The sequence below is a fragment of the Phascolarctobacterium sp. genome (assembly GCF_030531065.1).
Taxonomy (GTDB): Bacteria; Bacillota; Negativicutes; order Acidaminococcales; family Acidaminococcaceae; genus Phascolarctobacterium_A.
Genome location: NZ_JAUNOQ010000004.1, coordinates 107,137 through 133,689, shown reverse-complemented (window position 1 = coordinate 133,689; position 26,553 = coordinate 107,137). Strand labels below are relative to the sequence as shown.

Here is a 26,553-nt window from a genome sequence, read left to right as displayed (position 1 = left end):
GTATTGCGAGGTTGGTATTATGGCAATTTTAGAAAAAGCTACTGTTTTTACTGATAAAATCAGACCGGTCCCGGCCGGCGAGCTGGAAAATCGTTTGCTGGCGTTCCGTCAGGCCATGGATAAAGCGCATCCCGGATGGGAGATGGCGGCGATAAATCATAAAATCGCCATGTATTATTTTACGGGGACGATGCAGGAGGGCGTGCTGCTGATTCGTCCGCAGGATGCTGTTTTGTGGGTGCGCCGCAGCTACGACCGCGCCTGCAACGAATCTCATTTCGACGATATTCGTCCGATGCACAGTTTCCGCGAGGCTGCCGCCTATTATGGCACGGCGCCGAAGATTATGTATATGGAAGTAAGAAAAGCGACAGTGGATTGGGAGCGTTTGCTGCGCAAGTATTTTGCGTTTGAGGAGATTGGCTCCCTCGACGATGTGATGCAGGATTTGCGCATGGTGAAAAGCAAGTACGAGCTGGAAATGATGGCGACCAGCGGCGCTATTCATGAAACGGTGCTGGATGTGGTCGCTCCGGGATTGATTCGGGGCGGCGTCAGCGAGGCGCAGCTGGCTATTGACTTGTACAGCGAAATGGTTATGCGGGGTTCTCACGGCATCGCGCGCTTTAATTTGCCCATGGGCGAGGAGGTTATCGGCATCGCCGCCTTTGGCAAGAGCGGCTTGGTGCGCACGGCCTTCGACGGCCCCGGCGGCACCGACGGCACCTGCATTGCGGTGCAGTCCATCGGCAATGCCTTCCGCAAGCTGCAGCCGGGACGTTTGGTATATTTGGATATTCCCTGCGGTTTCGACGGTTATCACACGGATAAAACCGTGGTTTATTATTACGGCGATATTAACAAGGACGAGCAGGCGCAGAAAATTTTGGACGCGCAGGAGCGCTGCCTGGAGCTAGAGCAGGAGGTCGTTTCCATGATGGCCCCCGGCGTAACTGTGGAGAGCCTGTATCTGCGCACGATGGCGAAATTTAATAATGTTTACGGCGACGGCTTTATGAACGGCGGCAAATTTTTAGGGCACAGCATCGGTCTGGTTATGGACGAAGCGCCCGCTATTGCCAAGGGCTTTACGCAGCAGCTGCAGCCGGGCATGACGTTTGCGGTCGAGCCGAAGATAGCGCTGCCGGGGTTGGGCCTTGTAGGTACGGAGAACACTTACGTGATTACGGAGCGCGGCGCTCGATCGCTGACGGGCCGCAGCCATGGCCTGCGCGTTGTGGATAAATAATAACAGCGTAGCTTATAAAATACAGTCCGGATTTTATCTTTAACTGAAAAAGGCGGGCCTGCGCTGGGAGTACTAATTTACATTATAAAATTAAGAAAGCATCCGTCTTTTTCGGCGGATGCTTTTTCTATATGCGCGTTATTTTATTCTGCCAGCTCGGCGGCGCAGCTGATAATCTGCACGCCTGCGCTTCGCATTTCTTCGATGGCTTGCGCTACGGTGTCGGGAGCGATGCCGCGGCAGGCCGCTAAATTCAAAATTACGTCGAAGTCTGCGGCTTTAAGCTGCAGCACGGTATTCTTAACGCAGTAATCGGTGGCCAGACCGCCGCAGATAACGGTGGTGACGCCATGGCAGCGCAGGTATTCGATAGCGCCGGTGGAAAGAGTATTTTTTAAATCGTGGTAGCAGGCGCCGTAGGGGTGCTTGTCCGGTTCGATACCCTTAAATACTTGGAAGTCGTAGGCGGCGGGGTCGAGGCCGTCGATAAAGTTGAAGCCTTTCGTGCCGATGATGGCGTGCGCGGGCCAGCGGATGTCGAGGTCGGGATGGCCTGCTATCGGAGAAAGCGGCGGGTGTTGTTCATCGCTGAGCCACAGGGCGCAGCGGCTGTGCGCGTCGCGCGAAGCTAAGCGCAGGCTGGCAAATTGCGCTTGCGCGTTAAGCTCGCCGGCGATTTGGTCGCCTTCGGCTACGGGCAGTTCGTCGGGGCAAACGGGGGTAAAGGTGTTTTGCGCGTCGATGTCAAAGGACGCGATATATTTTTTGTCCGGTAATTTCATGGGGCAGGCCTTCTTTCTGTTTTGTTTTCCTTATTATAGTACAAGGCAATGGCTTATGCAATTAGCTGTTGCTGTTTGGAGCGTAAATATCTTGGGCCACCGTTTTATTGTGGGCGTGCGCGTTGCGGACGAGCGCTGTTTTGTCGCAGTATGCTGCGCACTTCTACTATTGCTTAAGTTGCTAGAGTAATGGCGTTAACACAATAATTGTGGCAAAATTATTACGCTTGTGTTGATTTTGTAAAATCGCATAAATTTTAGCACTCGCTGCTTGACAGTGCTAACAAAGAGTGGTATAACATAATCAACAAAAGAAATGAGAGCTGAAAAGAGTAAGCGGGCATTTCCGAGTTACTGTTTAACTTACAAATTGCTTCGCCGGTCGGCGGAGCAAGGCATATAAATTGGAGGAATGACTTATGATGTTACCTAGCGTATTTGGCGAAAGCTTATTTGATGATTTTATGAATTTCCCGTTTGAAAAAGAATTCTTCGGCCGCCGCAATCCCTTGTACGGCAAACATGCGCAGAACATTATGAAAACCGATATTAAAGAGTTGGACGCGGCTTACGAAATGGATATCGACCTGCCGGGTTTTAAAAAAGAAGACGTCAGCGCTAAGCTGGAAAACGGTTATCTGACCATCAGCGCGTCTAAGGGCGTGGACAAAGAAGAAAAGAACGACGAGGGCGTTTATATCCGCCGCGAGCGTTATACCGGCGAATGCTCCAGAACCTTCTATATCGGCGAAGCCGTTAAACAAGAAGACATCAAGGCTAAATTTGAAGACGGCATCCTGAAAGTTACGGTGCCTAAGGTTGCTCCCAAACAAGTTGAAGAGAAAAAGTACATCGCCATCGAAGGCTGATGCGCCGCTTCGCTTTGACTTGCAAAGATAAATTCATATTCCATCACATCCTTTCTAACTGCCGGGAGGGCGCTGCAAGCGTTCTTCCGGCAGTTCTTTATCCGGCGCGCTTTCAGGGCAGGTGCGCGGCTTTTACTGTGAAAGTGGTTGACAGATGCTGTGTAATGCAATATTCTATGATTATGAAAGTATTTATTTTTTTATTATTGCTATTGGTAAATATGCTTGCGGGCTGCAGCCAGACGCAGCGGCCCGCTTCCGATAAGCTGCCGGTGGCGGCCAGCTTTTATCCCATGGCGGAATTTGTACGCGCAGTCGGCGGCGACCAAGTGGAGGTTATAACCATGGTGCCTGACGGCGCGGAGCCCCACGATTGGGAGCCTTCGCCGCGAGATTTGACGCGCTTGGGCCGCGCCAAAGTTTTTGTGTATAACGGTCTGGTAGAGCCGTGGGCGCAGCAGGCCTTGGAGGCTTTAAGCGAGCGCGGCATTATGCCGGTGGAGGCGGGCGCGGGCCTGTTTAACCGCGACGGCGTGCAGGACCCGCATGTTTGGATCAGCCCTAGGCGGGCTATGGTGGAGGTAGAGCGCATTACGGCGGCTTTGTGCGCGGCAGACCCTGAGCAGGCAGCGCTGTACCAACGCAACAGCAAAGCGTATCTCGCCCGCTTACAAGCGTTGGATGCACGGCTGACGCAGCTGGGGCGGACTGCGCCGAAAAAGGCTTTCGTGACGGCGCATGCGGCCTTCGGTCATCTGGCGGCGGATTACGGGCTGCGCCAGCTGAGCGTTACGGGAATTTCGCCGGAGGCGGAGCCTACGCCTGCGGATTTGCAGCGGCTGATAAAAACAGTGCGTCAGGCGGGCGTGCGCTATATCTTTTTTGAAACGCTGACCGACCCTAAGATTGCCGAATTAGTTGCCAAGGAGGCAGGCGTGCAGACGGCGGCGCTGGACCCTTTGGAGGGAGTCGATGAGGAGGGGCGGCAGGCCGGGCTTGATTATTTAAAAATTATGGAGCGCAATGCGGATAATTTGGCGAAGGCCTTGAACGAATAGCAGAGGAGCTAGAATGACGGTTAAAAATATTATTACGGTGCGCGGTTTGGGCTTCGATTACGGCGACGGCTGGGTATTCCATAATCTTGATCTGGACGTCCCCCAGGGAGATTTTGTAGCCGTTATCGGCGCGAACGGCGCGGGCAAAAGTACGATGATGAAAATGCTGGCTCACGCTTTGGAGCCGACGGCGGGCGAGATTTATTATTTCGGCCAGCCTATTGAAAAATTTACCGAGTGGCAGAAAATTGGTTATGTGCCGCAAAATCCGGCGAAGCTGCAGCGGGAATTTCCTATCAGCGTGGAAGAGGTCGCGGCCTTGGGCCTGCTGTCGTCCGGTAGCCTGCTGCGCCGTTTTGGGCAGCGGGAGCGCAACGCGGTGGACGAAGCGCTGGCGGCGTTTAATTTGACGGCTTTGCGCAAGCGTAAAATAGGCGAGCTGAGCGGCGGCCAGCAGCAGCGGGTTTTTCTGGCGCGGGCCATGGTGAAGCAGCCGGAAATTTTGCTGCTGGACGAACCGGCGACGGGCATCGATACGGCCTCCAAGACGGAGCTGTACGCGATGCTTAAGCGCATCAACCGGGAGCAGGGCGTGACCATCGTCATGATTTCCCACGATTTGGAGCTGGCGGCGGAGGCTGCAAAGAGCGCGCTGTGCATCGACCACGGCATTTGCTTCAGAGGCGAGGTGCACGCGGCGTTGCAGCACCATCATAAGCACGGTTATTTTTACAGATAGAGGTTTTGTTATGCTGGAAATGTTTGAGATGGAATTTATGCAGCGCGCCTGGCTGGCAGGCTTGATTATGGCGGTTATCTGCCCGCTTATCGGCAGCTTTCTGGTGCTGCGGCGGCAATCGTTGATTGGCGACGGCCTGGGGCATATCGCCTTTGCCGGTGTGGCCGGAGGAGCGCTGTGGGGCTATAGTCCTGTGCTGAGCGCGGCGGCGGCGACCGTTCTGGGAGCGCTGGCCATCGAGCGGGTGCGGGTGCGCTTGAGCGACGCGGCCGATATGGTGCTGGCGATCTTTTTTTACAGCGGCATGGGCCTGGCGGTAATTTTTACGGGCCTGAATAAGGAGGGCGGCTTCAATTTAAGCAGCATACTTTTCGGCAGCCTGATGACGGTCAGCGGCAAGGATTTACTGATAGTAGCCGCCTTGGGCTTGTGCGCGATCATTTTCGTAGCGCTTTTTTACAGGCCGCTGCAATATCTGACCTTTGATGAAACATCGGCCAGGGTAGCGGGGCTGCCGGTAGAACGGCTGAATTTATTGCTGGCGCTGCTGACGGCGCTGACGGTAGCGCTGTCCATGCGCATCGTGGGCTTGCTTCTGGTATCGGCGATGCTGGTTATTCCCGTGGCCTGCGCTTTGCAGACGGCGCGCAGCTTTGCGGGAACGATTATGCAGAGCATAGTCTACGGCTTGCTGTCCGTGGCCTTGGGCTTGACTATATCGTATTACGCCAACCTGGCTCCCGGCGGCACTATCGTGCTGACGGGTACGGCGCTGTTTGTGGCCAGCAGTTTTTCAGGACGCCGCCGTGCGGGCGGCAGGCCTGCGCCCGGAAAGTGCGGCTGCCATATTTGCGAAGAGGAGGCGGCTGGAGATGCGCGTTGATTTGCATATCCATACTACGGCTTCGGACGGAACCTGGACGCCGCAGGAATTGGTGGAGCAGGCGCTGGGCGCGGGCTTGGGCGCTATTGCCGTTACGGACCACGACAGCGTGGCGAATGTGGCGGAGACACAGCGGCTGGCTGCTGCGGCGGGCGTTAAATTTTTACCGGCGGCAGAAATTTGCTCGACTAAAGAGGATTTGTCCTTTCATATTTTAGGCTACGGCATCGATATAGCCAACAAGCATTTGCTGGAGCTTTTGCATTATAACGAAGCGTTGCTGGAGCAGAAGGATGTGGACAGCATCGCCTTGTTGCAGCGCGACGGCTGGCCTGTGGACACGGCGGAATTTGCCCGTTATACTTACGACCGGCGGCGCGGCGGCTGGCGGGCGTTAGCATATTTGCAGGATAAGGGGCTGTGCAGCGGCGTGAATGATTTCTTCCAGCGCATTTTTACGCCGGAGCATGATTTGGGCTTCCCGATTTTCCCTTCGATTAGTCAGGTAGTCGACGCGATTCACGGGGCGGGCGGCGTAGCGCTTTGCGCTCACGCGGCCAGCGGCTTTCACGGTCCGGGTCTGGAGCGCGTGATGGACTTGCTGCGCACGGAGCCTTTGGACGGCTTTGAATGCTACCATTCCGGGCATACGGAGGAGGGCACGAAGCGCTTGCTGGGGCACTGCGTTAAGCATGGCCTGCTTATCAGCGGCGGCAGCGATTGTCACGGCAGCTTTGTGCCGGGGCGTAATTTGGGGGAACCATTTGTGGACACGGCGATGCTGCGTCTGGGCGGTTTGCTGTAAACGCGGGCTTACGAGCTGATTAAAATGAAATAAGCGGCCAAAAAATTTTTTCTGAAACTGCGTTAAATAATCGACTTTTAAAGCCGGTTGTGATATTATTATTAACATCCAATTGGCAAATAAATTGTAGGAGGCTTTATCCATGCAAGAGTATAAACCGTTTAAATCCGGCAAGGTTCGCGAAATGTACGATATCGGCGACAGCATCGTGATGGTGGCTACCGACCGCATTTCTGCTTTTGACGTTATTTTGAAAAACAAAATTGCAAAGAAGGGCACTGTTTTGACGCAGCTGTCTAAGTTCTGGTTTGATTTTACGAAGGACATTGTGCCCAACCACATGCTGTCCGTCGACGTTAAGGATATGCCGGAATTTTTCCATAAGCCTGAGTTTACCGGCAACAGCATGAAATGCCAAAAGCTGACCATGCTGCCCGTGGAGTGCATTGTGCGCGGTTATATTACCGGCAGCGGTTGGGCCAGCTACAAAAAAACCGGCGAGGTTTGCGGCATTAAGCTGCCCGAAGGTTTGCAGGAAGCGCAAAAGCTGCCTGAACCCATCTTTACGCCCAGCACCAAAGCTGAAATTGGCGACCATGACGAAAATATCAGCGTAGAGCAAAGCATCGAAATTCTGGAGAAGCTGTATCCCGGCCGCGGCAAGGAATACGCTCTCAAGCTGCGCGACTACACTATCGCTATTTATAAAAAATGCGCCGATTATGCGTTGTCACGCGGCATCATTATTGCCGATACCAAATTTGAATTTGGTCTGGACGAAAACGGCGAGGTCGTTTTGGGCGACGAAATGATTACGCCCGACTGCTCCCGCTTCTGGCCGTTGGCAGGCTACGAGGTTGGCCACGACCAGCCTTCTTACGATAAGCAATTTGTCCGCAACTGGCTGTCCGCAAATCCTGATTCCGGCTACGAGCTGCCTCAGGAGGTTATCGACAAGACTATCGCTAAATATGTCGAGGCCTACGAGCTGCTGACGGGAGAAAAATTCGCCTTCTAAAAATAAGCTAAAGTGTAAATATTGAAGCAAAAGCCGGGAGGTTGAAAATTTTTCTGGAAAATGCTGCGAAATATATTTACAAGTACCCATTGAAGTTGTATAATTGCACCATAAACAACAACGGCGTTGTAAAGCTTAGTCTTTATCGCCGTTGTTTTTTATTTTTCTAAACAGTGCTGTATCGCGTGAACATTTATCGCCGTAAAAATATAAAAAGGCGAGTCGTGGAAGCGGCCAATTGAGGGGACTTTTGGAAAGCTGAAAGGAAGCACTGCCGGCAAGGGGCCGGATAACGTCGCGCGACAATAAAAATACCCGCTGGGGAAGCGGGTTTTTTTATGTCTACGCTTATCTTATAAAAAAATAAAAAACGGAAGCTGTAGCGCGCCGCACAGCTTCCGCTTTCTTATTTCAGATACTTATCAAAGAAATTCCCGATTACTGCTAGTACGTTATCCTGCACCCAATATATTCCGCCATGCGCCGCGCCGGGAATAACATAGCGTTCTGCGGCGATACCTTTTGCTTTTAAAGCCTGGTAGAGCAGGTCGGTTTGGCTAGGAGAAACTACTGTGTCGGCGGAGCCGTGCATGAGCAGCGTGGGAGCGCTGTTTTTGTAGATATAGTTAATGGGATTAGCGTTCGCTGCGGCTTTAGCGTCGGCAAGAATACCGCCGTCCTTACCACCGAATACCGGGCTGCCGTTGACCCAGAGGGCTTCCGTTGCGCCGGGAGACTTGTGGAGCTCTTGGATTTCTTCGCTGTAATCCATGCCAACCTGCGTTAGGTCTGACAGGCCGTATAGATTAACGGCGCAGTTTACCTTGCTGGATTCCTGCAGATTGTCGCCTTTATCAAAAGTTGTGAGACCGCTGCTCGTTCCGACAAAGGACGATAGATAGCCGCCTGCGCTGCCGCCGATGACGCCAATCTTATCTTTGTCGATATTGTATTTATCCGCATTAGCGCGGAGATAGCGGATGGAAGCCTTTACGTCCTCCAAGGGCTCAGGAAAACGAGCCGTGGGTGCTACGCGGTAGGTAATGCTTGCTACTACGTAGCCCTTTTCCGCAAGATAATTGCGTAGCTGGACACCGTTATCCCGATTGGCGTTGATAAAGCCGCCGCCGGTGACGTAGACGATGGCAGGCAGCTTCTTCTTTGTCTGCGGTTGGAGCAAATCCATCTGCAAAGCCACGTTAGGATAGCCGCGTGAAGGGACTTGGGCGTAGACTACGCCGGAAATTTGTTTTACTTCCGTTTTACTTGGCGTTACGTTTAGCGTTTGGCTGGCGTATTTTTCTGCCGCTTCCGTACAGGAGAAGCCCAGCGTTCCCACAAGCAGCAGGCCGGTTAAAGCCAGCCGCAACAGGCTGTAATTTTTTTTCATAAACCATTCCTCCATAATATTTTATCATTAGTATGAGCGCTTTAAATTATGCGTCCGCCGCCGACTACTACCTCGCCGTCGTACATAACCAGCGCCTGGCCTTTGGTAATGGCTCGCTGGGGCTCGTCAAATTCCAGCTGCAGCGTGTTGTCGTCCGTCTGCGTAACGGTGGCCCACTGCTCCTTTTGGTGGTAGCGGATGCGCGCCTGTACGCGGCGAGGCTTGTCGATGCGGTCGCAGTCGATGAGATTGATGTCCGTCGCCGTTACTGTAGTGGTGAAAAGCCCGGCGTTAGTAGAAAGCGTGACGGTGTTGGCGACAGGGTCGATGCTTTGCACATACATGGGCTCCGGCAGCGCCAGCCCCAGACCCTTGCGCTGGCCCACGGTGTAATGGATGATGCCCTTATGCCGGCCCAGTACTTTGCCGTCGGTGGTGATAAAGTTCCCCGGCGGGAATTTGCGTCCGGTGCGTTGCTCGATAAAGTCGGCGTAGGTAGTACCCTCGCGGATAAAGCAGATGTCCTGGCTGTCGTGCTTATGCGCGTTGACAAAGCCGTGTTTTTCCGCAATTTCGCGCACCTGTGGCTTAGTCAGCTCGCCTAAAGGAAACTGCACGTGAGCCAGCTGCTCCTGCGTCAGGGAGTAGAGCACGTAGCTTTGCTCCTTTTGCGGGTCCAGGGCTTTGAGCAGCAGATAGCGGCCTCTTTCTTCATCGTATTTTACGCGGGCGTAATGACCCGTTACTACATAGTCGCAGCCTAATTCCTGCGCTTTGGCGAAAAGCTCGCCGAATTTTAAATAGCGGTTGCAGTCGATACAGGGGTTAGGCGTCTGCCCGTTGATGTAGGCGTTGATAAAGCGGTCGATAACGGCTGTGCGGAAGCTGTCGCCGTAATTGAAGGTATAATGCTCGATGCCCATTTTAGCGCAGACGCTGCGGGCGTCGGCAATATCGTCTAGGCTGCAACATTTGCTGTCCATAATAGGCAGGCCGATATCTTCATTATTAAAAAGCTTCATGGTGACGCCGGTGCAGGTAAAGCCCTTTTCCAGCATCAGCAGCGCGGATACGCTGGAATCCACGCCGCCGCTCATGGCTATTAACGCTGTCTTTTTCATTTTTCCTTCCTCGTTTCCTTGAACCCTGGCCAGCAGCGCCGGCGTTTTTAAAGGGCTGACTAACTTATATCTATTATATCATATTTGTCTTTTAACGTCGCCCCGGTCTGTCACGATGCGGTAGCCTGCGGCGCGCACGCGGGCCTCCAGACAGCCGCGGCACTGGGCGGCTTCTTCGCCGGTGCAGATTTTGTTGGCGTACAGCTCGTAAAGCTTACGCACGCCGACTGGCGACAGGTTGGGCATGACTACGTTGGCGCCTGCCTGTAGCCCCAGTTCGCGTCCGTTGGGATCGATAGTACCCAATGCGGTAGTGGCGGGCAGCAGCGCGTAAGGGAACAGCAGGCGCAGCAGGGACAGCATGCGCAGGCTTTGCGCCAGCGTACCGCTGGGTTCGTTTTTAAAGGGCGTCTGCGCGTGGGTAATATAGGGGCCGATGCCTATCATGTCGGGTTGCAGGCTTTGCAAAAAGCGCAAGTCGTGGAGCAGGTTTTGCGGCTGCTGGTAAGGCGAGCCCACCATAAAGCCGCTGCCTACCTGATAGCCGATTTCTTTTAAATCAAATAAACAGCGTTTGCGGTTTGCCAAGCTCATGTTGTCGGGATGCAGCAGGGCGTAATGCGCGGCGTCCGCCGTTTCGTGGCGCAGCAGATAGCGGTTAGCTCCGGCATCGAAATAGGCCTGATAGCTGGCGCGGGGCTTTTCGCCGATGGAAAGGGTAATGGCGCAGTCCGGGTGCTGCGCGCGAATGGCGGCGACTAGGGCGCAGATGCGCTCGTCCGTAAAATAAGGATCTTCGCCGCCCTGCAGGACGAAGGTGCGGAAGCCCAGGGCATAACCCTCGCGGCAGCAGGCTAAAATATCTTCCTGCGTCAGGCGGTAGCGCTGCGCGTGTCGATTGCCGGCGCGGATACCGCAGTAATAGCAATTATTGCGGCAGTAATTGGTAAATTCGATTAAGCCGCGGATGTAAACGGTATCGCCGTAATATTGGCGGCGGATTTTGTCGGCGGCAGCCGACAGCCAGGCATTGGTGTTTTTTTCTTCCGCTGTGATCAGCGCGAGCAGCTCCGCGTCGCTTAAATCGTGCTGCCGCGCCAATTTATCGATAAGCAATTTTATGCTGCTCATGTCTGTGCCTCCTTAAATCCTACTGCTTTACTGTGTTTCATATGATACATTAAGCTGCGGCGCTTGTCAAGAAAATAAATTTTAGCGCGAGATAGTTGACAGTTCAGTAAAAAGCGATATAATAAACCTATAATTTAACTATGAATAGTAGAATTAAGAAGGAGTGAATTGTTATGAAGATTTATACAGGCATTAGCGATTTAGTCGGCGGTACGCCGCTGTTGGAGCTGAAAAATTATGAAGCGGCTAATAAGCTGCAGGCGAAAATCGTCGCTAAGCTGGAATATTTTAACCCGGCCGGTAGCGCTAAGGACCGTATTGCTAAGTCAATGCTGGACGACGCCGAGGCGAAAGGTTTACTGAAGCCGGGCGCGGTTATCATCGAACCGACTAGCGGCAACACGGGCATCGGCCTGGCGGCGATGGCGGTGGCGCGGGGCTATCGCGTTATCCTGACCATGCCGGATACTATGAGCGTGGAGCGCCGCAATCTGCTCAAGGCTTACGGGGCGGAGATTGTGCTGACGGATGGGGCGAAAGGTATGAAGGGCGCTATCGCCAAGGCGGAGGAGCTGGCGGCGCAAACTCCCGGCAGCTTTATTCCCAGCCAGTTTACTAACCCGGCTAACCCTGCCGCGCATAAGGCGACGACGGGTCCGGAAATTTGGCGCGACACCGACGGCAAGGTGGATATTTTTGTCGCCGGCGTAGGTACGGGCGGCACAATTAGCGGCGTAGGCGAATATCTTAAAGAGCAAAATCCCAATGTTAAGGTAGTAGCCGTAGAACCGGCCAGTTCGCCGGTTTTGTCTAAAGGCTTTGGCGGCGCGCATAAGATTCAGGGCATAGGCGCCGGGTTTGTGCCGGATACGCTCAATACTAAAATTTATGATGAAGTTATCGCCGTAGAAAACGACGACGCTTTTAAAACAGGACGCGCTATAGCTCACAGCGAGGGCGTATTAGTGGGGATTTCCTCCGGCGCGGCGGTTTACGCGGCTACGTTGCTGGCTCAGCGGCCGGAAAACAAAGGCAAGCTTATTGTAGCGTTATTGCCCGATACCGGCGAGCGTTATTTGTCCACGCCGCTTTTCAACGATTAAAATTACAAAGCAAAAAGCCAAGGGGCGCGTTCCCTTGGCTTTTGTAGTTGGCAGGCAATTTAAATAGAATAGTTATCGGCGCTGCGCGACTGGTAATTGTCGATGATATCCTGCAGGGTAATATTGTCGAGATAATCGGCGATAACCTCGTTAAGCCCTTGCCAGAGCGGCAGCGTCATGCATTCGTCGCGACGGCCGCAGCCGACAGGGTTCCAGTCAAGGCAGGCTACGGGGGTCAGGCTGCCCTCCGTCAGGCGCAGGATGGCGCCCACGGTATATTCGCGCGGGGCGTTGACTAAACGATAGCCGCCCTGAAAGCCGCGGTTAGCCTGGAGCAGATTTGATTTATTCAGAATGGGCACGATTTGTTCCAAATATTTTTTGGAAATATTTTGCCGGGCTGCAATATCCTTAAGGGCGATATAGCCCTCCTGCTGATGCATGGCCAAATCCAGCAGCATGCGCAGCGCATAACGTCCTTTAGTTGAAATTTTCATGGTTAAATCACCTTTATCTATCCTTATTCTTGCTAAACAGATTAAGTCTAGTTAAATTATATGCTATTATGAAGCAACAGTCAATCGTCCCGGCTGAGCGATATGTAAATTGGTTTGCCAAGGAGCGCTTTCTGTAGTATGCTATAAATAATAAAATTTACAGGATGCGAGGTGTTAAGTATGAAAATAGTTGTTATGGAGCCCTTGGGCGTACCCGAAGAAAAGGTTAACGCGTTGGCTGCCCCGCTGATAGCCGCGGGTCATGAATTTGTTTATTACGCAGCTAAGGAGCCGGACCAGGCTAAGCTGCTGGATAGAGTGCGCGACGCCGATATTATTATGCTGGCCAATCAGCCGCTGAGCGCAGAAATTATTAACGGCTGTCCTAAGCTGCAAATGCTGTCGGTGGCTTTTACCGGCGTGGACCATGTGGCGCTGGACGCTTGCCGTGAGCGCGGCATTACGGTGTGCAACGCTGCGGGCTATTCCACTAACGCGGTAGCGGAGCTGACCTTCGGTCTGGCTATCAGCGTGATCCGCAATATTGTGCCCTGCGACGCCCGCTGCCGTAAGGCCGGGACTAAGGATGGGCTGGTAGGCTTCGAGCTGTTTGGCAAAACCTTTGGCGTAGTGGGCACCGGCGCTATCGGCTGCAAGGTGGCGAAGCTGGCTTTAGCCTTTGGATGTCGTGTGCTGGCCTACAGCCGCACGGTTAAGCAGGAGCTGTTGGACGCAGGCGTACATTATGTAAGTTTGCCGGAGCTGTTGGCCGAGGCAGATTTTGTTTCCCTGCATGTGCCCTTGACGGCAGCGACTAAGGGTTTGATTAACGCCGACGCTTTGGCGCAGATGAAGCCCACCGCCGTGCTTTTAAATACGGCGCGCGGTCCTGTGGTGGACAGCGCGGCGCTGGCCGACGCTTTGAATGCAGGACGTTTGGCGGGAGCGGGCGTCGACGTTTTTGAAACAGAACCGCCCATCGCTAAAGAGCATCCGCTGTGCGGCGCTAAAAATACCGTGCTGACGCCTCATGTAGCTTTTGCCAGCCGCGAGGCCTTGGAAACGCGGGCGGAGATTGTTTTTGCCAACATTGAAAAATACCTGGCGGGCGAGCCGCAGAATTTAGTAAAATAAATATTGCTTCGGACATAAAAAAGCCCTGCGGCCTTGCGGTCGCAGGACTCTTTATTTTATAAAGTTAAGACGCAAATTTTATTTGCCTTCTACCAGCGCCATACCGGCTTCCAAAGCTTTAGTGTTGGCTTCCTCGGTGCCTTTCGGTACGCGGTTTAAAACAGCCTTGGTAATAGCTTCCTTGGAAACGCATTTAGTCAGCGCTACTACTGCGCCCAAAGCGACGATGTTGGCGAACAGCGTCTTGCCGCATACGGTGTTGGCCGTATGCGTGATAGGCAGGTCGACGCGCTTGCCGTAGGTTCCGGGAACCTCGGAAACAAAGAGCGTATCGGTGATAACAGTGGTATTTTCGTCGCAGTCTGCGGTATATTTATTGGCTGCCTCCTGGCTCATAACCAGCAGAGTGTTGGGGCAGATTACGCGGCTGAAATAAATAGGCTCGTCGGAAATAATAGCCTCGGCTTTGGAGGAGCCGCCGCGGGCTTCGGGGCCGTAGGATTGGGATTGAACAGCCAGCTTGTCATCTAAGAGGGCAGCTTCGGCTAAAATGATACCGGCAGTAATCAGACCCTGGCCGCCGGTGCCGGAAAAACGAAAGCTTTGTCTCATGATTATTTACCCTCCTGTGCGCGTTTTATCAATTCGTCGTAAGCTGCGGTGTATTCCTGTACGTCGTTGTTTTCGTAGAGTACGCCGATGGGGAATTTACCGGCAGCGATTGCTTCTGCCTTTTTAGCTTCGTCCATGCGGTCCCAAACAGCCTTGAGCACGCCGTGGTCGCGCTGCCAGGCCATCATTTGAGCAGGGCCGCCCATTTTGTTTTGACGCCCGAAGGAGATGGGGCAGGCGCTGACAACTTCAATGATGGAAAAACCCTTATGAGCAATGCCTTTGGCGATTACGTCAACCATTTGCGGAACATGGTAGGTGGTGGCGCGGGCTACATAGGTTGCGCCTGCTGCCTGAGCCAGAGCCAGCAGATTGAAGCTGGGCTCGATGGTGCTGTAGGGAGCGGTGGTTGCCTTGGAGCCTTTGGGGGTCATGGGGGAATACTGGCCGCCGGTCATGCCGTAAATGCTGTTGTTGTAAACGACTAAGGTCAGGTCGATATTGCGGCGGGCTGCATGGATAAGATGGTTGCCGCCGATAGCGGTGCAGTCGCCGTCGCCGCTGCACACGATAACATTCAGCTTGGGATTGCCCATTTTTACGCCGGTAGCGATGGGCAGGGCGCGGCCGTGCAGGGTATTGGCGGTGTTAAAATCCAAATAGCCGGACGCGCGGCTGGAGCAGCCGATACCGCTGATAACTGCTACGTCGTCTTTAGCCAGACCCTGCTTGTCGATGGCTTTAACGATAGCGCCGGTGATAACGCCGTTGCCGCAGCCGGGGCACCAGATATGAGGCAGGCGGCCCGGACGGAAATATTTAGCGATTAAGTCTTCCATTACACTCATTCTATAATTCTCCTCTCATCCGATTAGGCCATAGCCTTTTTAATTTCAGCCAGCAGCTGAGCCGGAGTAGCAGATTCGTTGTCGTACTTAGCGTACAGGCTTACGGGTATCTTGCCTGCTACGGCGCGCTCTACCTCCAGCACGTATTGTCCGCAGTTCAGCTCGTGTACCAGAATGCCCTTGACCTTGCCTGCCAGCTCCTGCATTTGCTTTTCAGCAAAGGGCCAGATGGTGATGGGACGCACAAAGCCGACCTTCAAACCTTCGGCGCGTGCCATATCCACAGCCTCGTAGGCGGTACGGGCTGCGCCGCCAAAGGCTACAACGGCGAATTCGGCGTCTTCCATTTTATAGTTTTCTACTTGTACGATATCTTCTACATTATCTTCAATCTTGCTGCGCAGACGGTTCTGTGCGGATTTAGTAGCCGCGCCGGTACCCTTGGGGAAGCCTGTTTCGTCGTGGATAAGGCCGGTTACATGCCAGCGGTAGCCGCTGCCGAAGGCTGCCATAGCGGGAACCTTGGAGCCTTCCTCACAGCCGTAGGCCAGGTAATCTTCGGGAGCGCAGGCGGGCTGCTTGCGTTCAGCCTGCGGAATTTCATCGTAATTATCGGGCAGCTCGATTTTTTCGCGCATATGGCCGATAACCTCGTCCATCAGCAGGATAACCGGGCAGCGGTATTTTTCGGCTAACGCTACGGCGCGCAGCGTCAGCTCGAAGCATTCGGGAACGCTGGAGGGAGAAATAGTAATCAGCCAGTGGTCGCCGTGAGTGCCCCAGCGAGCCTGCATAACCTCGCCCTGAGCGGGGGAGGTGGGTTGGCCGGTAGCGGGGCCGACGCGCTGTACGTTGACGATTACGCAGGGAATTTCGGCGACGCAGGCCAGACCAAGCATTTCTTGTTTTAAAGAGAAGCCGGGGCCGCTGGTGGCGGTCATCGCCTTTTGACCGGCCATGGAAGCGCCGATAACGGTACCTAAGCCGGCGATTTCATCTTCAGTCTGCATAAATTTGCCGCCGACCTGGGGCAAACGCAGCGCTAATTGTTCTGCAATTTCGGTGGAAGGGGTGATAGGATAGCCGCCGTAAAATTTTACACCGGCAGCAATCGCACCCTCGACAACCGCCTGGTTACCTTGTAACAGCAGGATTCTTGACATGGGTAATTCACTCCTTTTTATTTATCTACAAAAATAGCGTAATCCGGGCAGCGCATTTCGCATTGTCCGCATTTGATGCAGTTTTCCTCAGCAACGGCTTCGACCTTGCCTACTTCGCTGACTGCCAGAACTTTTTTGGGGCAGAAGGCCGCGCAGATGCCGCAGCCCTTGCAACGCTTAGTGATGATTTTTAACATGGGATAACCTCCTTGTATCTCCTTGATGAAAAAACAGCGTATATCACCTTGTATACATTATATCAAAAAAAAGCGTCTTGGGCAGGCTTTTTTCAGATATTTCTTGTGAACAATTTTGTCTGGACTAGCCGCGCCGCCGACAAGTAAAATTTCTTACCGCGGCGGCTGGCATTTAGGCGCAGAAAACGGTATAATAAAATATATTATTAGCGCGTTATTTATAAATAAGCAAAGGAGGTTGCACTGTGAAAGTAAGCGGGGCGGAGTCTAAAGAGCAGCGTATTTTGGAAGCTGCAGAAAAAATTTTTTCTATGTACGGCTATGAAAAAGCGACATTGGACGCGATTATTGCCTTGGCCGACGTGGGCAAGGGCACGGTTTATAAATATTTCGGCAATAAAGAAAGGCTCTTCTATAAATTGGTAGAAAAAAAGAACGCGCCTTTTGTCAAACGCTTGCAGGCCGCCGTGGCGGGTAAGCAAGGGATAAAAGAAAAATTGATAGCGTATTTTCAGGAAATGATTGATTTTTATTATGAAAATAACGATTTATGGCAAATCATTTATTTTGAGATGATCGACGGCAGAAATAATTGCCGCATACAAAAAGTGGACGGCGAGCATCAGCTGATCCCGCGATATAGTCAGTTAAAAATTTCGGAAGAAACCAGGGAACGCGTTCTGCGATATCTCAAGTTGGTTGAGGAAGAATATCTTATTTTAGAAAAAATTGTGATCGAAGCTATTGACGCTAAACTGCTCAAACCGGGCTGCGACGAAGAAATTTCCAGCAGGTTTTTGTTCTTTGGCGTAGCCATGAGCATCTTTAATCCCACGCAGCCCATGCAAAAAATGCCGGCTGCCGCAGCTGCGGAAATAGTAGTGGACAGGTATTTGTACGGCGAGGCTATCGGCGGCTTGGACTGATTTAATTTGGCGTTGCCAGCGGCCTGCTTTTGGTATATAATAATAGTCGCAGTTTTGATGCGGGCTGGCTTGAGCTTGCGTCAGGGCTGTCCTTATGTCTCTGTAGCTCAGTAGGATAGAGCGTTCGCCTCCTAAGCGAAAGGCCGTGAGTTCGATTCTCGCCAGGGACACCATAATCAAATAAAAGCTGCAATCTGTAATGGTTGTAGCTTTTTTCAATTTTGCACAGAAAATTTCGCAAACATTTCATTTGCGTGTTTTGCGTCAGAAGGTTACAATAGTAGCAAAGGCAGCAAATTTTTGTAAGGGAGAGAGCAAGATGAATAGCGATAATAATAAAAAACGGCCTTTAATTTACTACTATGCCATGGCGATGCTGATTATCTTAGTGATTAATACGGTAATCGTTCCTATGTTTTTCAGTCCCAAGGTAAACGACGTGTCCTACGGCAACTTTTTGCAGATGGTGGACGACGGTAAATTTTCCAAAGTAGAAATTACTGATAAACGTATTGCCGCGTTGGGCAAGGGCGATAATGAAAAGGAGATTTACGTCACCGGTCGCGTGGAGGACCCGCAGCTGGTGGATCGTTTGATTAAAAGCAAGGTTGAATTTTCTCAGGTTGTACCTAAGGAGCAAAGTCCCATTGTTAGCTTTTTCACTAACTGGATTTTGCCGATCTTGATATTCTTCGGCTTAGGCCAGCTGTTCATGTATTTCATGGGCAAGCGTATGGGCGGCAACGCTATGACCTTTGGCAAGAGCAATGCCAAGGTTTATGTGGAAGCCCAAACCGGTAAAAGCTTTGCCGACGTGGCGGGTCAGGACGAGGCTAAGGAAGCCTTGATGGAGCTGGTGGACTTTCTGCACAATCCGGGCAAGTATAAGGATATCGGCGCTAATATGCCTAAGGGCGCGCTGCTGGTAGGCCCTCCGGGTACGGGCAAAACTTTGCTGGCGAAGGCGGTGGCCGGCGAGGCCAAGGTGCCGTTCTTTTCCATCAGCGGCAGCGAATTTGTGGAAATGTTTGTGGGCATGGGCGCGGCTCGTGTGCGCGATTTGTTTAAGCAGGCGCAGGAAAAGGCTCCCTGCATCGTGTTTATCGATGAGATCGACGCTATCGGCAAGCGCCGCGATAACGGTCAGTTCGGCGGCAACGACGAGCGTGAGCAGACCTTGAACCAGCTGCTCAGCGAGATGGACGGCTTTGACGGCAGCAAGGGCGTGGTGATTTTGGCGGCGACCAACCGTCCTGAATCCCTGGATAAGGCTTTGCTGCGTCCGGGGCGCTTTGACCGGCGCATACCGGTGGAGCTGCCCGACTTGCACGGTCGCGAAGCGATTTTGAAGGTGCACGCCCGCGACGTAAAAATGGCGGACAATATCGATTTCTTATCCTTGGCCAGGGCTACGGCGGGCGCGAGCGGCGCGGAGCTGGCTAATATTATCAATGAGGGCGCGCTGCGCGCGGTAAAGCTGCATCGCGGCGTAGTGGAGCAGGCTGATTTGGAGGAATCCATTGAGGTTGTTATCGCCGGTTATCAGCGTAAGGGCGCAGTCATTTCGCCGGAAGAAAAGCGGGTCATCGCTTATCACGAAATCGGGCACGCGCTGGTGGCGGCTATGCAGAAGAACAGCGCGCCGGTGCATAAGATTACCATTATCCCCCGCACGAACGGCGCGTTGGGTTATACCATGCAGATCAATGATAACGACAGCGTTTTGATGAAGAAAGAAGAGCTGTTCAACAAGATTGTTACCATTACCGGCGGGCGCAGTGCCGAAGAGCTGGTCTTCGGCAGTATAACTAGCGGCGCGGCTAACGATATCGAGCAGGCGACTAAGATTGCCCGCAGTATGGTGACGCGCTTGGGCATGACTGAGGAGTTCGACATGATGGCGACCGAGGTGGTTACTAACCAATATTTAGGCGGCGATACCTCCTTAGCTTGCAGTCAGGAGACTGCGGGCAGAATCGACGCCAAGGTTTTGGAGATTATCAAGAGTGCGCACGAACAGGCGCGCAGTATTTTGCAGGCCAACAGGGATAAGCTTGACGTATTGGCAAGCTTCCTGCTGGAAAAGGAAACTATTACCGGCGAACAGTTTATGGCGCTGTTGCGGCAGGAGGAGGCGGCAGCTGAAGGCGGCGCTGCCGTTGCAGGACAGGTTGAGGAGCAGGCGTAAAAAAAATACAAGAAAATTTTAAATTAGCACTTGCTAACTTGAAAAAGCTGTGCTATAATTACAGCATAGTTAACAACTGCTAACCGACGCTTCTATCCTTCCTGATTTTGCAGCCTTGACCTTGACCATATAACCACTTCCTTTGGGTGTCGGTTAGCGGATAACTATGAACAAGCTGCTGTACGTTTCTTATCTTATTACCTCTGGGTAAGAGGCGTATCCATATTTTCTCCTCCAAAATGATAGAGGGGCTTGCGTCACCACAGCGCAGGCTCCTTTATTATTTTTGTGCGGCAAGCTGGTTGGCGGCTTGCAAAACGCCGCGGGACGTCTTATAATTAGTGCAGAAGTTGCGAGTATTTTTGAAGATGAATTCTGTGCAGGTTTTTGAACTGCATAGTCTTTTTTATTTTTGGAGGTTTTATTTTGAAAAACTGGAAGATTGTTCTGGCGATTTTAACGGCTAACGTAGTGATGATGGCTGCGGGTTATACGATGCTGATACCGTTTTTGCCCATGTATTTGATGAACGAGCTGGGCGTCAGTGCGGAACATGTAAAAATGTGGAACGGTGCTATTTTTTCTATAACCTTTTTGATTGGCGGCATTATGGCTCCCATTTGGGGCAGGATGGCGGATACCAAGGGTAAAAAAATGATGGCGATGCGCGCGGGCGCAGGCCTGGCCATATCCTATTTTTTAGGCGGTATTGTCACCAGCCCGGAGCAGATGTTCGGCGTGCGCGTCATTCAGGGCTTTGCCGCCGGTTTGTGGAGCGTGTGCCTGGCGATTGCTACCAGTTTGGTACCTCTGGATAAACTGGGCATGAGCTTGGGAATTTTGCAGGCGGGGCTGACCTTCGGCAATGTTATCGGGCCGCTGGTGGGCGGCACACTGGCTACGGCTTTTGGCATGCGCAGTTCGTTTATGCTGGCGGGCACGCTGCTAACTATTATCACGGCGGTTTTTTATTTGTACATTCCGGAGCCGCCCCGGCAGGAAGCGGTACGCAAGGAGGCTGCGCCCGGGGCGCAGCTGCTGCAGCGACCGGTGATTCGGGAAACGCTGCTTTATGTGGCGGTAGCGCAAATGGTCATTTTGCTGATACAACCTATTTTGAGCTTGTATGTGGCGGAGCTGAACCACGGCGAAGGTAATTTAGTCTTTTTGTCTGGTTTTGTGTTTAGCCTTGTGGGCATCGCCAGCGCTTTGACCGCGCCGAGCTGGGGGCGCTTCGGCCAACGCCATGGCTTCTACCGCAGCTTGTGCTTTGCTTCGTTGACGGCGGGCGTGATGAATTTTATCGTAGCGCTTCCCGATACGCTGACGCTGTTTTGCGTGGCTAATTTCACTTACGGCTTATGCTGCGCGGGCATTCAGCCTTCGCTGAGCGCGGTGCTGGCTAATAATACGGAATCCGACCAACGCGGCCGTGTTTTCGGCTTTATGTTCAGCGCGCAGCAGTTCGGCTCCATGGTGGGGCCGCTCTTAGGCGGGCTGATTGCGACTTTCTTCCCTTTGAAGAGTTTATTTTTGGTAGCGGGCTTTTTGCTTTTGGGCGTCAGCGGCGCGGTTTACTTGCGGCATGGCAAAGAGTAAACGCCAACATAATTTATAAGACAATTATATATGGCAAAGCAAAATTTTGCTCCCCTTACGGGCGCGCGTGCGTCCGTAAGGGGAGCTTTTTGCGTCGGTGTTTATCGTCGCTGCCTGCCGCTTGCTACTTGTAAATTTATTTTGATAATGCGGCGAGAAGCGCGTCTTATACTTGACAGTGCAGTAACAGAACTGTAAAATAAAAATGACCAATGGTCATTAAAATGACCGACGGTTTTAGATTTGCAATTAAACGGCGCGAGCCGCCGCCGAAGTTTTAAGGGGGAACTTTATATGCCGAAATATTCCGAGGAGAAAAAACAGCTGGTAGAAGAAATGTTTAAAGATAAAATCTTCTGCGTAGCCTGCGAACTTTTGCAGCGTGACCGCCGCGAATTATTTACGATGATCGAATTGGCGGACAAGGCGGGCGTTTCCAAAGGTACGCTGTATAATTATTTTAAAGATAAGTACGAAGTTATTTTTTTCATCGAGCAACGGTTAATAGTTTCCGGAGAAAAAAATATCGGCGAGATTTTGGCGGCGGATAGCGATTGCCGTACTATCTTATGCGTCTTGCTCAAACATTTATATTTAGGTTATAAGCGCTACCGTTTTATTTTCGCCGCGACTGCCATCGCGCGCGCCGAAAAAAAGAAACGCGGCATGCAGGTAATGCCTAACGAAAGCCCGCGCAATATTGTCCTGGAATTTTTGCGCAAGGGAGTAGCTAAGGGCGAACTAGCGCAGGAAGCGCCGGAAGTCTTAGACCAGTATATGATGGTTATCTTAGGCGGATTGAATCTGTATCCTTATGCTGATTTAAAAAACACTTCCCTGCCGGATAATCTTTCCGACGCTTTGGTGGATAAAATTATCGCTTATGCTGTGGACGGCATTTGTCTTAAAGGGAAATAATCATGGACGTAATCAACCTATCGTTAAAGCGACCTGTTACCGTAATTATCACGGCCATCGCTACTTTTGTTTTCGGATGCTATAGCTATAGCCAGATGGGCAAGCAGAACAGGCCGGACATCGACCTGCCGATGGTGACGATTACGACGACGATGACGGGCGCGAGCGCCACGGTTATGGACAACAACGTTACCGACGTTTTGGAATCGGAGCTCACGGGCATTTCCGGGCTCAGCACCATCAGCTCGTCCAGCTATCAGGGGCAGGCGGTTACGACGTTGGAATTCGATATGGATAAGGACGTCAACGACGCCGCCGCGGACGTGCGCGATAAAGTGAACGCGGCCAAGGCCGATTTGCCGGACGAAGCCGACGAGCCCATCGTGCAGAAGTTCGACACGGGCAGCTCTGCCATTATGCAGGTGGCGCTGACCGGCACGGCGGATTACCAAAGTAAATCGGAATACGTGGATAAGGTTTTGAAAGTAAAGCTGCAGGCCGTGGACGGCGTGGGCGATATCGATACGGCGGGGTTCCGCGAACGGCAGGTGCGTTTGTGGCTCAAGCCCGAAGCGGCCAACGCTTACGGCATAGTTACGCAGGACATTGCGGACGCTGTGAGCAAAAAGCACGTGGAGCAGCCCGTGGGCAGCGTATACATCGGGCGGCAGGAAGTGGATTTGAGTTTTAACGGCGAATATACTTCTATTGAAGAATTAAAATCTTTGCCGGTAAAAACTGAGGACAACGCCGTAGTGCGCCTGGGCGACGTCGTGACGGTGGAAGACGGACTGGACGACGAGGAAAATATCGCGCTCCTGAACGACGACGATACGATCATTATCAGCGTAAAAAAACAGAGCGGCGCCAACGAGGTGCAGCTGTGCGAAAGCGTCAGCGCTTATTTAGAAGAACTAAAAGCCGAGCTGCCTGCGGGCATGGAACTAAAAACGGTTTATACGCAGGCGGACTACATCAATAATTCGTTGGCTGGCGTGCGCACGGACGTCATGGTCGCCGTGCTGTTGTGCTCGGCGCTGATGTTTCTGTTCATGCAGACCATCCGTACTACCTTTGTAGCGGTAATCGCTATACCTGTTTGTCTTTTGGGAAGCTTTGTCGTGATGCAAAAGCTGGGCATGACCATCAATAATATTACCATGATGGGCATTTCGCTTTCCGTGGGCATGGTCGTGGACGCGGCTACGGTAGTTATGGAAAATGTCGACCGTTACCTGGGCAAGGGCGTGCCGCCGATGGAAGCGGCTTTACAGGGAACAAAGGAAGTGGCCTTTTCCGTATTCGGCGGCGCGATGACGACGGTGGCGGTTTTTTCGCCAATTGCGTTTATGAGCGGCATTACGGGCAGAATTTTCTATGCCTTCGGCGCGACGGTTATCCTGACTATTCTATTATCCTTCGTGCTGTCGATGACGCTGACCCCGTTTTTATGCTCGCGTATTTTACGCAAGGTTAAACCGGGGCGTTTCGGCGCGTATTGCAACGCGCAGTTTACGCGCTTGGAAGAAAATTACCGCAGCGCGCTGACCTTTGCCGTACACCACCGCAAAACGGTGATGTCCGCAGCGGCGGGGCTGTTTTTGGGCGGCATATTTTTATATACGCAGGTGGGTTCTTCGTTCTTTACGACGGACGACCAAGGCACGTTTCAAGTAGAGTGCGAGCTACCGTCCGGCAGCAGCTTGGCAGAAACGTATCGCGTCACTAAAGATATCGGCAAGGTTATCCGCGAGCATGAAGCGGTGGAATATACTTACGCCGAAATCGGCAACGGCACGGGCGGTATGAAAAACGAAGCGACGGTTTACGTGCAGCTCAAGCCCCATGCGGAACGCGCTAAGCTGAACGATATTCTGGACGAAATGCGCCAGCGGCTTTCAGGCTTCCGCGACGTCGACCTCGTGCTGACGACGTTTTCGGGCAAGGATGTCGAAATGACGCTCGTGGGGTCCGATACCCGCGAATTGTCGGATGTAGCGGAAAAGGTCATATCCGACGCGGAGCAGACGGGGAAGCTGCGTGATCTAAAAACCGAAGTACGTTTTGATAAGCCGCAGGTGGATATTAAATTAAAACGCGGTATTACCGATTTGCAGGACGTCGATTTGTAAGCTTTGAGCAACGAGCTGTACGCCGTATTCGGCGGGCAGAAGGTCGGCGTATATAAGGAAAACGGTTATCGCTACGATATCAGGATTAAGGCCGACGATGTGTCGCGCACGGGCAAAAAGGCTTTGGATAGCTTGTATATCCGCAACGGCGACGACGAAATTGTTCAGGCCAGCAGTATCTTTGACGCGGAAGAAAGCTTAGCGCCTAACGTAATTACGCGTTATAACCGCCAGCGCAGCATCAGCATTTCTGGTAACGTAACGACGGACTTTTCGTCTGGCGAAGCGATGACGCTCCTGCAGCAGCTGGTTATAAAGCATTTGCCAGCCGGATCGGATATCAAATTGGTTTCTTCCGGCATGAACAAGAAGCAGGTCGAAGCTTTCGAGCAGCTGGCGTTGTCGCTGGTGGCGGCAATTTTCCTCGTGTACGTCATCATGGCGATTCAGTTTGAATCCTTCATTCATCCTTTTACTATTATGTTTTCGTTGCCGCTTTTAACGCCGGGGACTTTCGGCTTGATGTATCTGCTGAACGTTAAGCTGGATATGATGAGCTATATGGGCTTAATCCTTTTGGTCGGCATCGTCGTTAATAACGGCATTATTTTGGTCGCTTTTATCAACGACGAACGCCAGCGAGGACTGGATAAGGTAACGGCAGTGATTAACGCGGGACCGCTGCGCCTGCGCGCCATTTTGATTACGGCGCTGTCGACGCTGCTCGGCGCGTTGCCCGCAGCCTTGATGCTTACTACCGGTTCCGAATCGCGCCAGCCGATGTCGGTGGCGATTTTCGGCGGCTTATTTACTTCTACGCTGTTGACTTTGCTGGTCGTTCCGGTCGTGTATTTAATTGTCGACGATTTCAAGGATAAATATATCGGACGCGTGCAAAATTTCTTCGGCAAGCTGATGGCTAAAATAGAATGACGGGAGGCAGGAACAGAATGAAAGTGCGGGAAATACTGGACGCTGCGGCAAGCGCCGCGCGTTCGCCGAAGAAAATGCTGGCGTTAGCGCTGGTTGCGTTCGCCGTGGGCGGGTTTGTCTATAAGCGTTATTTTTACCAGGCGCCGCAGCAGGAAGCTTTGCCGGCGCGGGTGCAGGTAGCGAAGGCTGCGTATCGGGACGGGCTGGATAACGCCGTGTCTTCCACCGTTTCGCTGCAGGCTATATCCGATGTAGAAATTAAAGCTAAAGTAGAAGCGCCGGTGGAAAAAATTTTTGCGCAAAGAAATCAGCGCGTGCGGCAAGGCGCGCTGCTTGTAGAATTGGAACACGCTAACGCCAGCGCTAAAGCCGCTTCCGCTGCGGCGCAAATCGAAATGAATAGGGCAAACGCCGAAGCGGCTAAATGGACGGCGGCGAACGCCGCTGCCGAACGCGCGCGCTACGACAAACTCATCAAAGACGGCGTAGTAGCACGTCAGGAAGTGGACGATAAACGCACGGCCAGCTCCACGGCCGCTGCCGATTATGAGCAGGCGCTGGCGTCGATTCAATATGCGCAGGCCGAGCTGGACGCCGCTCGGGCGGAAGTAAACGATTGCCTGATTCGCGCACCTTTCGACGGTATAGTTTTGGACGATTACGATTTAGCCGTAGGCAGCAAAATAAAAGCTGACGACAGCATTATCCGTTTCGCCGACGTGGGCGTAATGAAATGTAGCGTTATGCTGCCGGAAAGCAAATTGGGAATGGTTAAGCCGGGCATGGCGGCGGAAATAACGTGCGAAGCCTTGCCGCAGGAAAAATTTACCGGCAAGGTGGCGACGATAAATTCTTACGTCGATACGGCGACGCATACCTTCAGGGCAGATGTGCTGATTGATAACGCGGCGCTGGATTATAAGCTGCTGCCGGGTATGTTCGCGCAGGTGAAAATTTTGGAGCCGCAGACGGAGCCGCTTTTATGCGTTCCGGCAGAGGCCGTAGCGGATGACGGTACGGTATTGCTGGTTTATGGGAATAAGGTGGAGCGGCGGCAGGTACAGACCGGAGCCAGCGACGGCAGCAATACTGTTATTACCAGCGGCTTGCAGGAGGGCGATGTAGTCGTCGTCAACGGCGGCAAAACCTTACAGAACGGCGATCAGGTAGAATATACCTTAGAAACGTGAGCTGTCGCCTTTACATATAAAAACCCCGTTCCAGCGGAACGGGGTTTTTATGATAATTTGCTTATTTA

General features: G+C 52.6%; 23 protein-coding genes, 1 tRNA gene and 1 pseudogene. 16 read left to right on the top strand and 9 right to left on the bottom strand.

Annotated features, from left to right (window positions below):
• Nucleotides 1-19: 19 nt before the first annotated feature.
• Nucleotides 20-1,249: a Xaa-Pro peptidase family protein gene (locus Q4E64_RS04095; protein WP_303166416.1), complete on the top strand. Its 1,230-nt coding sequence runs from the start codon at nucleotides 20-22 to the stop codon at nucleotides 1,247-1,249.
• A gap of 143 nt (nucleotides 1,250-1,392) precedes the next feature.
• On the opposite strand, the gene Q4E64_RS04090 is transcribed toward Q4E64_RS04095, so the two are convergent.
• A complete protein-coding gene (locus Q4E64_RS04090; protein WP_303166415.1) occupies nucleotides 1,393-2,031 on the bottom strand; it encodes an isochorismatase family protein in 639 nt (212 codons plus the stop codon).
• Nucleotides 2,032-2,450: 419 nt separating this feature from the next.
• On the opposite strand from Q4E64_RS04090, the gene Q4E64_RS04085 reads away from it, so the two are divergent.
• The 6 genes from Q4E64_RS04085 (at nucleotide 2,451) to Q4E64_RS04060 (ending at nucleotide 7,403) form a co-directional block, all read left to right on the top strand.
• Nucleotides 2,451-2,900, top strand: a complete 450-nt coding sequence (locus Q4E64_RS04085; protein WP_303166414.1) for an Hsp20/alpha crystallin family protein — start codon at nucleotides 2,451-2,453, stop codon at nucleotides 2,898-2,900.
• A gap of 182 nt (nucleotides 2,901-3,082) precedes the next feature.
• Nucleotides 3,083-3,958, top strand: coding sequence for a metal ABC transporter solute-binding protein, Zn/Mn family (locus Q4E64_RS04080; RefSeq protein WP_303166413.1), 876 nt, complete (start codon nucleotides 3,083-3,085; stop codon nucleotides 3,956-3,958).
• A 13-nt stretch (nucleotides 3,959-3,971) separates the two neighbouring features.
• Nucleotides 3,972-4,697: a metal ABC transporter ATP-binding protein gene (locus Q4E64_RS04075; RefSeq protein WP_303166411.1), complete on the top strand. Its 726-nt coding sequence runs from the start codon at nucleotides 3,972-3,974 to the stop codon at nucleotides 4,695-4,697.
• Between the two features lie 10 nt (nucleotides 4,698-4,707).
• A complete protein-coding gene (locus tag Q4E64_RS04070) occupies nucleotides 4,708-5,580 on the top strand; it encodes a metal ABC transporter permease (protein ID WP_303166410.1) in 873 nt (290 codons plus the stop codon).
• The gene (locus Q4E64_RS04065) at nucleotides 5,570-6,385 is read left to right on the top strand and encodes a PHP domain-containing protein (RefSeq protein WP_303166409.1); all 816 of its coding nucleotides are present in this window, start codon (nucleotides 5,570-5,572) and stop codon (nucleotides 6,383-6,385) included. Before Q4E64_RS04070 ends, Q4E64_RS04065 begins: the two co-directional genes overlap by 11 nt.
• Before the next feature lie 142 nt (nucleotides 6,386-6,527).
• Nucleotides 6,528-7,403 (top strand): phosphoribosylaminoimidazolesuccinocarboxamide synthase, encoded by an 876-nt coding sequence (locus tag Q4E64_RS04060; protein WP_303166408.1) that lies wholly within the window; start codon nucleotides 6,528-6,530, stop codon nucleotides 7,401-7,403.
• A gap of 406 nt (nucleotides 7,404-7,809) precedes the next feature.
• On the opposite strand, the gene Q4E64_RS04055 is transcribed toward Q4E64_RS04060, so the two are convergent.
• From Q4E64_RS04055 to hydE, 3 genes are all read right to left on the bottom strand, one after another.
• Nucleotides 7,810-8,793: an alpha/beta hydrolase gene (locus Q4E64_RS04055; protein WP_303166407.1), complete on the bottom strand. Its 984-nt coding sequence runs from the start codon at nucleotides 8,791-8,793 to the stop codon at nucleotides 7,810-7,812.
• Between the two features lie 41 nt (nucleotides 8,794-8,834).
• The gene (gene mnmA / locus Q4E64_RS04050) at nucleotides 8,835-9,914 is read right to left on the bottom strand and encodes a tRNA 2-thiouridine(34) synthase MnmA (RefSeq protein WP_303166406.1); all 1,080 of its coding nucleotides are present in this window, start codon (nucleotides 9,912-9,914) and stop codon (nucleotides 8,835-8,837) included.
• 78 nt (nucleotides 9,915-9,992) lie between these two features.
• Nucleotides 9,993-11,045 (bottom strand): [FeFe] hydrogenase H-cluster radical SAM maturase HydE, encoded by a 1,053-nt coding sequence (hydE, locus tag Q4E64_RS04045; protein WP_303166405.1) that lies wholly within the window; start codon nucleotides 11,043-11,045, stop codon nucleotides 9,993-9,995.
• A gap of 173 nt (nucleotides 11,046-11,218) precedes the next feature.
• Here hydE and cysK point away from each other — a divergent pair, with 173 nt between their 5' ends.
• Nucleotides 11,219-12,148, top strand: a complete 930-nt coding sequence (gene cysK, locus Q4E64_RS04040) for a cysteine synthase A (RefSeq protein ID WP_303166404.1) — start codon at nucleotides 11,219-11,221, stop codon at nucleotides 12,146-12,148.
• Nucleotides 12,149-12,207: 59 nt separating this feature from the next.
• Here cysK and Q4E64_RS04035 read toward each other — a convergent pair whose 3' ends face one another.
• Nucleotides 12,208-12,645, bottom strand: a complete 438-nt coding sequence (locus tag Q4E64_RS04035; RefSeq protein ID WP_303166403.1) for an Rrf2 family transcriptional regulator — start codon at nucleotides 12,643-12,645, stop codon at nucleotides 12,208-12,210.
• Between the two features lie 180 nt (nucleotides 12,646-12,825).
• Between Q4E64_RS04035 and Q4E64_RS04030 the strand changes: the two genes are divergently transcribed.
• Nucleotides 12,826-13,779, top strand: a complete 954-nt coding sequence (locus tag Q4E64_RS04030) for a 2-hydroxyacid dehydrogenase (protein WP_303166402.1) — start codon at nucleotides 12,826-12,828, stop codon at nucleotides 13,777-13,779.
• 78 nt (nucleotides 13,780-13,857) lie between these two features.
• On the opposite strand, the gene Q4E64_RS04025 is transcribed toward Q4E64_RS04030, so the two are convergent.
• Genes Q4E64_RS04025 through Q4E64_RS04010 form a run of 4 tightly spaced genes read right to left on the bottom strand, consistent with a single transcriptional unit; the run spans nucleotide 13,858 to nucleotide 16,599 of the window.
• Nucleotides 13,858-14,391 carry a 2-oxoacid:acceptor oxidoreductase family protein gene (locus Q4E64_RS04025; RefSeq protein ID WP_303166401.1) on the bottom strand — a complete coding sequence of 178 codons (534 nt, stop codon included), beginning with the start codon at nucleotides 14,389-14,391 and terminating at the stop codon, nucleotides 13,858-13,860.
• A gap of 2 nt (nucleotides 14,392-14,393) precedes the next feature.
• A complete protein-coding gene (locus Q4E64_RS04020; protein ID WP_368501506.1) occupies nucleotides 14,394-15,230 on the bottom strand; it encodes a 2-oxoacid:ferredoxin oxidoreductase subunit beta in 837 nt (278 codons plus the stop codon).
• A 32-nt stretch (nucleotides 15,231-15,262) separates the two neighbouring features.
• Complete coding sequence (locus Q4E64_RS04015; RefSeq protein ID WP_303166398.1) at nucleotides 15,263-16,402, bottom strand: 2-oxoacid:acceptor oxidoreductase subunit alpha; 1,140 nt, start codon at nucleotides 16,400-16,402, stop codon at nucleotides 15,263-15,265.
• 17 nt (nucleotides 16,403-16,419) lie between these two features.
• Entirely contained in the window at nucleotides 16,420-16,599 is a 180-nt protein-coding gene (locus Q4E64_RS04010) for a 4Fe-4S binding protein (RefSeq protein WP_293728024.1), read from the bottom strand.
• 245 nt (nucleotides 16,600-16,844) lie between these two features.
• Between Q4E64_RS04010 and Q4E64_RS04005 the strand changes: the two genes are divergently transcribed.
• From Q4E64_RS04005 to Q4E64_RS03975, 7 genes and pseudogenes are all read left to right on the top strand, one after another.
• Nucleotides 16,845-17,525, top strand: a complete 681-nt coding sequence (locus Q4E64_RS04005) for a TetR/AcrR family transcriptional regulator (RefSeq protein ID WP_303166397.1) — start codon at nucleotides 16,845-16,847, stop codon at nucleotides 17,523-17,525.
• A gap of 96 nt (nucleotides 17,526-17,621) precedes the next feature.
• Nucleotides 17,622-17,698: transfer RNA gene (locus Q4E64_RS04000), tRNA-Arg, on the top strand.
• 146 nt (nucleotides 17,699-17,844) lie between these two features.
• Nucleotides 17,845-19,713, top strand: coding sequence for an ATP-dependent zinc metalloprotease FtsH (gene ftsH, locus Q4E64_RS03995; protein WP_303166396.1), 1,869 nt, complete (start codon nucleotides 17,845-17,847; stop codon nucleotides 19,711-19,713).
• A gap of 474 nt (nucleotides 19,714-20,187) precedes the next feature.
• Complete coding sequence (locus Q4E64_RS03990; RefSeq protein ID WP_368501505.1) at nucleotides 20,188-21,312, top strand: MFS transporter; 1,125 nt, start codon at nucleotides 20,188-20,190, stop codon at nucleotides 21,310-21,312.
• Nucleotides 21,313-21,606: 294 nt separating this feature from the next.
• Nucleotides 21,607-22,230: a TetR/AcrR family transcriptional regulator gene (locus tag Q4E64_RS03985; RefSeq protein ID WP_303166393.1), complete on the top strand. Its 624-nt coding sequence runs from the start codon at nucleotides 21,607-21,609 to the stop codon at nucleotides 22,228-22,230.
• A gap of 2 nt (nucleotides 22,231-22,232) precedes the next feature.
• Nucleotides 22,233-25,295, top strand: a pseudogene (locus Q4E64_RS03980) (efflux RND transporter permease subunit).
• 17 nt (nucleotides 25,296-25,312) lie between these two features.
• A complete protein-coding gene (locus Q4E64_RS03975; protein WP_303166392.1) occupies nucleotides 25,313-26,485 on the top strand; it encodes an efflux RND transporter periplasmic adaptor subunit in 1,173 nt (390 codons plus the stop codon).
• Nucleotides 26,486-26,553 lie beyond the last annotated feature (68 nt).